The 9,554-nt window shown below is 65.4% G+C and carries 11 protein-coding genes; 5 read left to right on the top strand and 6 right to left on the bottom strand.

Translation table 11 applies throughout. The features are described from left to right. The first annotated feature begins 180 nt into the window (after positions 1–180). A complete protein-coding gene (gene pth, locus ACREE8_RS25985) occupies positions 181–843 on the top strand; it encodes an aminoacyl-tRNA hydrolase (protein WP_431575930.1) in 663 nt (220 codons plus the stop codon). A 51-nt stretch (positions 844–894) separates the two neighbouring features. Beyond that, entirely contained in the window at positions 895–1,989 is a 1,095-nt protein-coding gene (gene ychF / locus ACREE8_RS25980; protein ID WP_431575929.1) for a redox-regulated ATPase YchF, read from the top strand. Positions 1,990–2,003: 14 nt separating this feature from the next. On the opposite strand, the gene ACREE8_RS25975 is transcribed toward ychF, so the two are convergent. The 4 genes from ACREE8_RS25975 to ACREE8_RS25960 form a co-directional block, all read right to left on the bottom strand. Continuing rightward, positions 2,004–3,716 carry a sensor histidine kinase gene (locus tag ACREE8_RS25975; protein WP_431575928.1) on the bottom strand — a complete coding sequence of 571 codons (1,713 nt, stop codon included), beginning with the start codon at positions 3,714–3,716 and terminating at the stop codon, positions 2,004–2,006. A 319-nt stretch (positions 3,717–4,035) separates the two neighbouring features. Continuing rightward, positions 4,036–4,503, bottom strand: a complete 468-nt coding sequence (locus ACREE8_RS25970) for an SMI1/KNR4 family protein (protein ID WP_431575927.1) — start codon at positions 4,501–4,503, stop codon at positions 4,036–4,038. Positions 4,504–4,513: 10 nt separating this feature from the next. Further along, entirely contained in the window at positions 4,514–4,933 is a 420-nt protein-coding gene (locus ACREE8_RS25965) for a DUF7674 family protein (RefSeq protein ID WP_431575926.1), read from the bottom strand. Between the two features lie 55 nt (positions 4,934–4,988). After that, positions 4,989–5,324, bottom strand: a complete 336-nt coding sequence (locus tag ACREE8_RS25960) for a hypothetical protein (protein WP_431575925.1) — start codon at positions 5,322–5,324, stop codon at positions 4,989–4,991. A 211-nt stretch (positions 5,325–5,535) separates the two neighbouring features. Between ACREE8_RS25960 and gstA the strand changes: the two genes are divergently transcribed. The 3 genes from gstA (at position 5,536) to ACREE8_RS25945 (ending at position 8,155) form a co-directional block, all read left to right on the top strand. Next, positions 5,536–6,141: a glutathione transferase GstA gene (gene gstA, locus ACREE8_RS25955; RefSeq protein ID WP_431575924.1), complete on the top strand. Its 606-nt coding sequence runs from the start codon at positions 5,536–5,538 to the stop codon at positions 6,139–6,141. 350 nt (positions 6,142–6,491) lie between these two features. Then, positions 6,492–7,742, top strand: a complete 1,251-nt coding sequence (locus tag ACREE8_RS25950; RefSeq protein WP_431575923.1) for an aconitase X — start codon at positions 6,492–6,494, stop codon at positions 7,740–7,742. Further along, on the top strand, positions 7,739–8,155 hold the full coding sequence (locus ACREE8_RS25945; RefSeq protein ID WP_431575922.1) for an aconitase X swivel domain-containing protein: 417 nt from the start codon (positions 7,739–7,741) through the stop codon (positions 8,153–8,155). Before ACREE8_RS25950 ends, ACREE8_RS25945 begins: the two co-directional genes overlap by 4 nt. A 172-nt stretch (positions 8,156–8,327) precedes the next feature. Here ACREE8_RS25945 and ACREE8_RS25940 read toward each other — a convergent pair whose 3' ends face one another. Both ACREE8_RS25940 and ACREE8_RS25935 read right to left on the bottom strand, forming a co-directional pair. Beyond that, the gene (locus tag ACREE8_RS25940; RefSeq protein WP_431575921.1) at positions 8,328–8,510 is read right to left on the bottom strand and encodes a hypothetical protein; all 183 of its coding nucleotides are present in this window, start codon (positions 8,508–8,510) and stop codon (positions 8,328–8,330) included. Between the two features lie 20 nt (positions 8,511–8,530). Continuing rightward, on the bottom strand, positions 8,531–9,382 hold the full coding sequence (locus tag ACREE8_RS25935) for a VOC family protein (RefSeq protein ID WP_431575920.1): 852 nt from the start codon (positions 9,380–9,382) through the stop codon (positions 8,531–8,533). Positions 9,383–9,554 lie beyond the last annotated feature (172 nt).

Genomic DNA, 9,554 nt, shown 5'->3' with positions numbered 1-9,554 from the left:
GTGCGACCGCAGGTGCGGCTCCGGGTTCGGCGGGTCCGGCGGCGGGTGCGAAGCCCGCGGCGGGCGCGGCTCCGGCGGCAGGTGCGAAGCCGGCGGCAGGTGCCAAACCGGCAGCGGGCGCGAAGCCTGCTGGCGGCGACAAGAAGAAATAAGACCCGAGGGTCCGGAGTTCCCTGCCCGATGCGATTGCTGGTCGGGCTCGGCAATCCGGGCCCCTCTTACGCCGCGAACCGGCACAATATCGGCTTCATGGCGGTGGCTGCGATCAGCCACCGCCATGGCTTCTCTGCGCCGAAGAGCCGGTTCGACGGATCCTTCCAGGAAGGCGAGATCGCGGGCGAGCGGGTGCTGGCCTTGCGTCCCCTCACCTACATGAACGATTCCGGCCGCTCGGTCGCGGCAGCCTCGGGCTTCTTCAAGATCGAACCGGCGGACATCGTCGTCATCCATGACGAGATCGAGCTGGTGTTCGGCAAGATCCGGGTGAAACGCGGCGGCGGTGCCGCCGGCCATAACGGCCTGCGCTCGATCGACGGCGCGATCGGGCCGGACTATTGGCGGATGCGCATGGGCGTGGACCATCCGGGCCATCCCGATCTGGTGCGTCGCCATGTGCTGTCGGATTTCTCCCCCGAGGAACGGCCGGTGGTGGAGAAGTTCTGTTTCGCCGTCGCCGACGCCATGCCGTTGCTGCTGCGCGACCTGGCGCGAGGCGAGCCCAACAATTTCCTGAACAAGGTCAACACCACGCTGAACCCGCCGGTCCGGCGCCCGCCGAAAGAGAAGAAGGCGAAGAGCGAGCCGACCGACGACACCGAGAATGGCAACGGCAGCGCGGACTGATCGCGTTCTCCCTCACGAATTCATCGCTTCGAACCAACGGATCCAAGTTCCATGGGCTTTACCTGCGGCATCGTCGGCCTGCCCAATGTCGGCAAATCGACGCTCTTCAACGCGCTGACCGCGACCCAGGCCGCGGAAGCCGCGAACTATCCCTTCTGCACGATCGAGCCAAATGTCGGCCGCGTGTCGGTGCCCGATCCCCGCCTCGATGTGCTGGCGAAGATCGCGGGCTCGGCCAAGATCATCCCGACCCAGCTCGAATTCGTCGATATCGCCGGCCTGGTGAAGGGCGCCAGCAAAGGTGAAGGGCTGGGCAATCAGTTCCTCGGGAATATTCGCCAGGTCGACGCGATCGTGCATGTGCTGCGCTGCTTCGAAGGTGAAGTGACTCACGTCGAGGGCTCGGTCGATCCGATCCGCGATGCCGAGATCGTCGAGACCGAGCTGATGCTGGCCGACCTGGAGAACCTGGAGAAGCGCGCCGACAGTGCGGCGAAAAAGGCCAAGGGCGGCGACAAGGAAGCGAAGGCCCTGGTCGATGCGGCCGAGCCCGCTCTCGTCGCCTTGCGCGCCGGCAAGCCCGCCCGCACGGCGAAGATCCCCAAGGAGCTCGAATCCACTTTCAAGCTGCTCCAGCTTCTGACCTCGAAGCCGGTGCTCTATGTCTGCAATGTCGACGAAGGCTCCGCCGCCGAGGGCAATGCGTTCTCGGCCAAGGTTGCCGCGATGGCCAAGGCCGTGGGTGCCGAGACCGTGGTGATCTCGGCCGCGATCGAAGCCGAGGTGGCACAGCTCGAGCCCGCGGAGAAAGAGGAATTCCTGACGAGCCTCGGCTTGACCGAGCCCGGCCTCGCCCGCGTCATCCGCGCCGGCTACAAGCTCCTCGACCTCCTCACCTTCTTCACGGTGGGCCCCAAGGAAGCGCGCGCCTGGACCGTCTATCGCGGCGCGAAGGCGCCCCAGGCCGCCGGCGTGATCCACACCGATTTCGAGCGCGGCTTCATCCGCGGCGAGACCATCGCCTATGACGATTATGTCGCCTGCAACGGCGAGCAAGGCGCCAAGGAAAAGGGCCTGATGCGCGCGGAAGGCAAGGACTATGTCGTCAAGGACGGCGACATCTTCCACTTCCGATTCAACGTCTAGGTCGACGTCGCCCGTCAGGCGGCGGCCGATTTTCCGCTCGCGGCTTGCGGGCTCACCGGCAGCCGCACAGTGAAGCGGCTGCCCTTGCCGGCCTCGCTTTCCACATCGATGCGCCCGCCCAACCCCTCGATCAGGCGCTTGGTCAGGGCGAGCCCCAGGCCGATCCCGTCGCTGCGGCGGGTCCAGACGTTCTCGCCGCGCCAGAAGGGGGTGAAGAGCTTGGCCCGATCCGAGGGCGCCATGCCGATGCCCTGGTCGGCGACGGTCAGGATGATGAAGTCGGGTCCGTCGGCGCGGCCCCCGACCCGCACGGTGGTCCCTTGCGGCGAGAACTTCACCGCGTTCGAGACCAGGTTGGCCACGATCTGCCGGAAGGCACGCTCGTTGCAGACCATGCGTGCCGGCAGACCGCCGGTCTCGACCTCGATCGTCACGCCGGCGGATTGCGCCGTCCCGCGGATCATGGCGACGGCGCTCTCGATCGCCCCTTTGGGATCCATCGGCCGCCGGTCGAGCCGGTCCTTGTTGGCCTCGATCGAGGCCATGTCGAGCAGCTGATTCACGATGCTCAGCAGATGACGGCCCGACTGTAGGATGTCGCTCACATAGGCGCGATATCGGTCGGAGATCGGCCCGAAAGCCTGGCGCTCGATCAGCTCCGAGAAGCCGATGATGGCGTTGAGTGGCGTGCGCAGCTCATGGCTCATATTGGCGAGGAACATCGTCTTGGCCTGGTTGGCCTCGTTCGCGTGCGCCAGCGAATCGCGCAGGCTGTCCTCGCTCGATCGCAGGCGCCGATAGAACGAGGCCAGCTCGATCGACAGGAACACCACCAGCGCCAGCACCACCAGCATCAAGGCCGAGGAGGAGAGGACGATCCTGTACCAGCGATGGAGCACGGCGCGCCGGTCGAGACGGCCTTCGACCAGCAGCGAGGTGCCGGCAACCGGCTTGCTGCAGGCGATCTGGTCCGATGACGAGATCGGCGGCGCCGCGTCTTGCGGGGGCGCCGGCGTGGCTTCTTCGCTCGCACCGTTCTGGAACACCTGGACCAGCAGTGTGCCGCCATTGCGCAACAGCAGGCTGCCGCGATAATCGGCCAGGAGCGAGGCCATCACATCCTGGACGCGCGCCACCGAGAAGGCAGTCGAGATGATCGAGAGCCGCCGCTCCCGCTTGATCTTGTAGAGCGCGGCAATCGTCATCTCGTTGGTACCGGCATTGCGCAAGGGCGGTGCAAAGAGGACGGTCTGCTCCGGTCCATCGCGTCCGATCGTGAAATAGGGCCGGTCGGAAACGTCGAAACGCTGGCCGGCCATGGCACTGTCGAGCAGGACGGCCTGGCCGGTGGAATCGATCACGGCGATGGCGCGCGACGGGCCCGGATCGATATTGAGCACGTCGGCCAGCGCGATCAGATCGGGGGAGTCGAGCGGCGCGTCGGGATTGCGCTCGATCCATTGCGCGATCACCCGCAGGCAGCGGCCGGACTCTTCGGCGATCCGGCCGACATGCTCGGCGCCCACCGCCACCATGCGCTGGCATTCGTTCTCGGCGTGATGCAGCGTCTCGTTATGGGTGGTGACGGCGAACAGCACGCCCATCGCCAGGATCGAGGCGAAGGAGATGGCGGCGAGGGCAGGAACCACGGTGCCCGCACCCCAGCGCGGGCGCGTCCAGATCCGGTCCTGAGGCGGGGTCTGCTGGGGGCCGTCGGCAGGCGACATGGACGTCCGGTCTCTCCGCTACCGCAGGTCGAGATCCGGGAAACCACGTCCCATCGGCGACCGAGGCAAGGCTGGCTGGAAGGCGATCCGGGCCCGGCGCGTCCGAGACCCGGCGGCTCCCAGGATCAAAGTCCGTTAACCATGACACGGACCCGCCCATAATGGGTTAAGCGAGCAACGGTCCCCGGGGAATCAGGGGCCGCGCCCGACGAATGGACCGGGCGGGAAGCGGTTCCTCCGGGTAAACCCCGAGCCGGACGGGCGGAAACGACCGGTTACCGTCGGTGATCGATCCGGGACCGTGGCGGCTTGCGCGCGATCACGCATCCAGTTCGTCGCGCACGCCTTCCAGCAGGAAGGCGCCGAAATCCTCCGCGGCGATCTCGGAATCCTGTTCCTCTTCCTCGAGGCCGGGCGAGTAGAAGATCACCGGCGGCTCTTTCTCCTGGCCGAGCTTGAGGCAATAGAGCGGCCCGTCGCCGGCGGCAGCGATGACCAGCAGATGCTTCGGCAGATCGTATTCGTCGCGCTCATTGAGCGTGTACCAGATGGCGTCCGGAACCGAAGAGTCCTCCCACTCGTCGTCGATCACGCCATAGATCTCGAGCGCGCCGAAACTGCCGGCCCCCAGCCGCAGCAGGAACTCGCGATAGCTGGGCGGAAATTTGATCCCGAGCGCCTTCTCCGCCTTGTCGACCAGCGCCGCATCGCGGGGGCCGACGAAATCCGCCTGATCCTCGTTCTCCTCGATCAGCCGCATCGCCGTTTCGAAGTCCTTCAGGCTCATGAGCATTCCTTCATGATTGTCCCGGTCTCCAGTTGTCCTGGCGAGCGGTTTCGTCGCGTAGCTGCGGCCCGAACATGGCAATGACCTTCCGGCCGGCATCGCCATCTTGCCGCAAGGACTCCACGATCTCGATTGCGATCAAGGTGCACAGGTCATCATCAATTGCCGTCTTGGCGAAAACCTCGTCGCAGAAATCGAGGACGGCCTTCGCTTCGCTGTCGCTCGCACCAAACTGTTCGACCCGATCCATGATCCAGCGGCGAACGTCGTCAAGGAAGATGTAAGGCAAGACCTGCCCGAGATTGCCCTGGAGATGCTCGGCCAATAATGGCTGGAGTTGTGGGAATCTGAAGCAAAGCGCCCCCACAAAGGCAACTGTCGAAGCGGCAGGTACATAGCGCTTTTCGGAGGGCTGGCCGGTATCGGTCATAAATCCATTCCGATGCAGAATCGTTGACATGTCTTTTTTGTTATAATGCGTTGAATCAAAGTGGTTTCGACCTCGACAATATGGACTCGATGATCTCGCTGGCGAACGCCGCGCCCAGCGGATCATACTCGAAGGTCATGGCGAAGAGCTCGCCGCAGAGCTGAACCACGGCCTGGGTCTCCGCATCGTCCTCGCGCACGCTCGACGCCCGTTCGGTCAGCCAGCGATAAAGCTCCGCCAGCAGGAGATAGGGCAGGAGATCGCCGCCCGCCCGTCCGGGATGCGCCGCCAGCAACGCCTGGAGCTGCGGAAATTTCAGCGTCAAGGCACCGGCCAGGGCGTCGGCGGACGCCGCCAGGGCTTCATCGGACAGTCGTTCGGGCTCGCTCATGGCCGCCATATTCCGACAGATCCTGTGACAAGCCGATGAGGGCGCGATGGCTCCGGATTGTCATGGCATCATGGTTGCCGTTTCCCGGGCTTTCCGTCAAATACGGTCACCTTGCAGTGACCGCGTTTCGAGAAGGTGCCGTCTTGCGAAACACGCCCGGACCCGACATATCAGGGGCGCCACGACATTCTCCAGACCGAAGAGGGTTCCCATGAAGCTCTATTACAGCCCCGGCGCCTGCTCGCTGGCTCCCCACATCATGATCCGCGAGGCCGGCCTCCCGGCCGACATCGTGAAGGTCGATCTCGGCACGAAGAAGACCGAGAAGGGCGATGACTTCTCCAAGATCAACCCGAAGGGTTATGTGCCCACGGTTCAGCTCGACAATGGCCAGGTCATGACCGAGGTGGCGGTTCTGTTGCAGTACATCGCCGATCAGAAGCCCGACGCGAAGCTGATCCCCCCGGCCGGCACGCTCGAGCGCTATCGCGAGCAGGAATGGCTCAATTTCATCAGCAGCGAGGTCCATAAGGGCTTCGGGCCGCTCTGGAACCCGGCCACGCCCGACTCCTTCAAGACGATCGTGAAGAAGAAGCTCGGCGACCGGTTCACGCTGCTCGACAAGCATTTTTCGACCAACGACTATCTGATGGGCAAGAGCTACACGGCGGCCGACGCCTATCTCTTCACCATCACCAACTGGTCGGCGCATGCCGATATCGACATGACGCCCTACAAGAACCTGAACGCCTTCCGCGACCGCGTCGGCAAGCGCCCCGCCGTCCAGGCCGCGCTCAAGGCCGAGGGCTTGGTGTGAGTGTCTTCTGACGCCTAACGCCGGATCTCCTGATACTCAGCCCTCTCTTCTGCCGATGGCAGGAGAGAGGGCTTTTGCTTTTCCATATGATCGCTTCGCTCGATTTCAAAACTTCGAGCGCGATTGTCGATCGACATGACCAATGGTCCTGCGACACCCCTCCCCCTACCCCCTCCCGCTCGCCGGCTTCGCCGTCGGGGGAGGGGGCGAGACTAAAAAGGATCACGCCCCCTCCCCTTGCGGGAGGGGGTAGGGGGAGGGGTTGCTTCAGGGTGAAGCTCGCTCCTTCCGCCGCGACAGCCCCGCCCCGCGCCGCTAAGATCGGCGGCCCTTTCGCGAGTGCGGGTCCCATGCCTGTCCGATTGACCGATGAAGAACGAGCCATTGCCGCCGGCAGCGATGCCGCCGCGATGTCGATGCGCATCCTGGCCGAGATGGGAGCGATGCTCGGCGCCGAGCGGCTCATCCCCGTCACCTCCTCCCATATCGATGGCGGCCTCTATCACGGCGACAGCGGCGTCCATTTCGCCGAACGGCTGGTCGGCGAAGGCGCCCGCGTGGCGATCCCCTCGACCATGAATGTCGGCGGGCTCGATCTCCTCACGCCCGCGACGGTGAAAGCCGATCCCCACCGCCATGAGATGGCGCTGCGGCTGATGAAGGCCTATGAGGCCATGGGCTGCTGGCCGACCTGGACCTGCTCGCCCTACCAGGCGGGGCACCGGCCCAAATTCGGCGAGCAGGTGGCCTGGGGCGAAAGCAACGCCGTCGCCTTCTGCAATTCGGTGCTGGGGGCCCGCACCAACCGCTACGGCGATTTCCTCGATATCTGCTGCGCGATCGTGGCCCGCGCGCCCGACTACGGCCTCCATCGCGCCGAGAAGCGCCGCGCCACGATCCTGATCGATACCTCGGGCCTCTCGCATGCACTCAAGGCCAGCGACGTGTTCTATCCGGTGCTGGGCGCCTGGTATGGCGCCGAGATCGGCAACGCCATCGGCGTGATCGATGGGCTGCCGCCCTTCGTCAGCGAGGACCAGCTCAAGGCGCTGGGTGCCGCCGCCGCTTCCAGTGGCGCCGTCGGCCTCTTCCATGTGGCGGGGGTGACGCCCGAGGCGCCCACGGCCGCGGCGGCGCTGGGGAACCAGCCGCCCGAAAAGACCATCAGGCTCGATGCCGCCATGCTGCGCGCCGCGCGCGACCGGCTCTCGACCGTCAAGGGCGAGCGGATCGACGCGGTGGCGCTGGGCAGCCCGCATTTCTCGCTCGAGGAGTTCGAGGCGCTGGAGGATCTGATCGACGGGCGCCATGTGCGTCTGCCCTTCTTCGTCTGCACCGGCCGCCATGTGGTGGCGGAGCTCGAACGGCGGCGTCGCCTGAAGCCGTTGGAGCAGGCCGGCGTGACCGTCGTCGCCGATACCTGCGTGGTGGTGGCGCCGATCCTGCCGAGCAAGAGCGGCGTGCTCATGACCAACTCGGGCAAGTTCGCGCATTACACCCCCGCCAACACCGGCTATGAGGTCGTCTATGGCAGCCTCGCCGATTGCGTGAAATCCGCGATCGAGGGCCGCGTCAGCCGCGACGAGGGCTTGTGGTCATGACCACGGTGCTCGACAGCAAGATCCAGGTCGAGGGCGAAGCCCGCGGGCGCGTGCTCAAGCTCGACAAGCCGATCAGCTTCTGGGGCGGCGTCGATCCGGTCACGGGCCGCATCAGCGACCCGCGCCATCCCAACCATCGGGCCGAGCTCAAGGGCCGCGTGCTGGTGCTGCCCGGCATGATCGGCTCATCGTCGTCGAGCTACATCATGCTGGAGCTGATGGCGAAACGCCTGGCCCCGGCGGCCCTCGTCGTCGCCGAGCCCGACGCGATCCTCGGCCTCGGCGTCGTGGTCGCCCGCGAGATGAATTACGGCTCGATCCCGGTCCTGGTGGTGCCGCGCGATCAGCAGGCGGCGCTGGCCGACGGGGCGGAAGTCACGATCGGACGGGATGGCCGCATTCGACTGGCGTAACGCGCGTTCGCTCCCCTGCTCGCATCATCACGTCGCCTTCAATTTTGCTGTCACCCCCGCAAATGCCTTGACTGGCACAGCCCCGCTGAAATCTTCTGGAGCCAAGTGTTGCACTTGGAGCGTGAATCCACCTCCCCGCTTTCGCGGGGATGACCATGGGAGGAGAATGCCGTCAGCGGCACTGCGCGATCAGCTTCTGCAGCACTTCGACAAGCTCTTCCGCTTCGTGCTCGGCCATCTCGACGGGATCATGGTGCTTCTCAACCGTCTTGATGCAGATCGGCCCGCCGGGGCGATCGAGCCATAGCACGATCTCGCCGCCGGCTATTTTATACACGTCGCTGCTCTGGCCCATCGCCTCCTCCTCTGATTCCGTCACGCCTTCACGAACTCCAGCACCAGCCCGTTCGCCTCCGACGGCGCGACCCAGATGCGGTCGCCGTCGCGGTCGGCGCGGATGGCGCGGTTCCAGAGATGGGTCATGGTGCGCGACGGCTCACGCACCGTGACCGTCATCGCGGCCGGCAGCGGCGCCGGGAAGGGCGGCCAGCTGCCCTGTCCGGGATAGAGGGCGGCGAAGCCTTCGCGCGTGACGAAACGCAGGCTCTCGGGACCGCAAGCGACCTCGGCGCCACCCGGAATCGCGCGGACGGCATCTTCGCCGAAATAGGCGCGATAGCCGGAAGCGCTCTTGTCGGGCTGCTCGCTGATGACCGTAATCCCGCGCAGCGCCACAGCCCCGTTGTCGTGGTCGAGCCAGGCGGGCCGGCGCACCAGCTCCGGCGTCAGATGGCAGCAGACGAAGGCCGAAAGATCGGGCGTCTCGGCCTTGGGCAGGAACAGCAACCGGAATTCCGGCAGCACATCGCCCTCGGGCAGCTCCAGATAGCGCTTCAGATCCTTGGGTCCGTCGGGATGCAGACCCCTCGCCTCGAGCCGCGCCTTGGTCGCGGCCGGATCGTCGCTGGCGAAGGCCAGGCCCATCAGCCCTTCGCGGGTCTCGAGGAACTTGTCGAGATTGTTGGTGAACTGCGCCGGATCGAGGATGCCCAGCAACTCGATATAGCCGCGCTCCAGCATGACGCAGTAATTGGCCGTGCCCCAGCCGATATGCCGGCCGCGCGGCGTCACCGTGAATCCCAACCGCGCCCAGTGTGCTCGCGCGCTGTCAAGATCGCGCACGCCGACGAGGGTGTGATCGATGCCGGAGAGGGCGGGTGGGGTCATGGGAGTATTTCTTTCCTCGTCGAGTCTTATGAATACCCCTCCCCCTACCCCCTAAGTTGATGTGATCGCTACGCTCTACTTCAAAGCTTTGATCGCGATCTGCCACATCCACGCCCCCACCCCTTGCGGGAGGGGGTAGGGGGAGGGGTGCAACAGACGCACTGTATCAGCA

Origin of the sequence: Hypericibacter sp., from assembly GCF_050729195.1 — a bacterium.
Classification (GTDB): Bacteria; Pseudomonadota; Alphaproteobacteria; order Dongiales; family Dongiaceae; genus Hypericibacter.
This window is presented reverse-complemented; position numbering and strand designations above follow the sequence as displayed.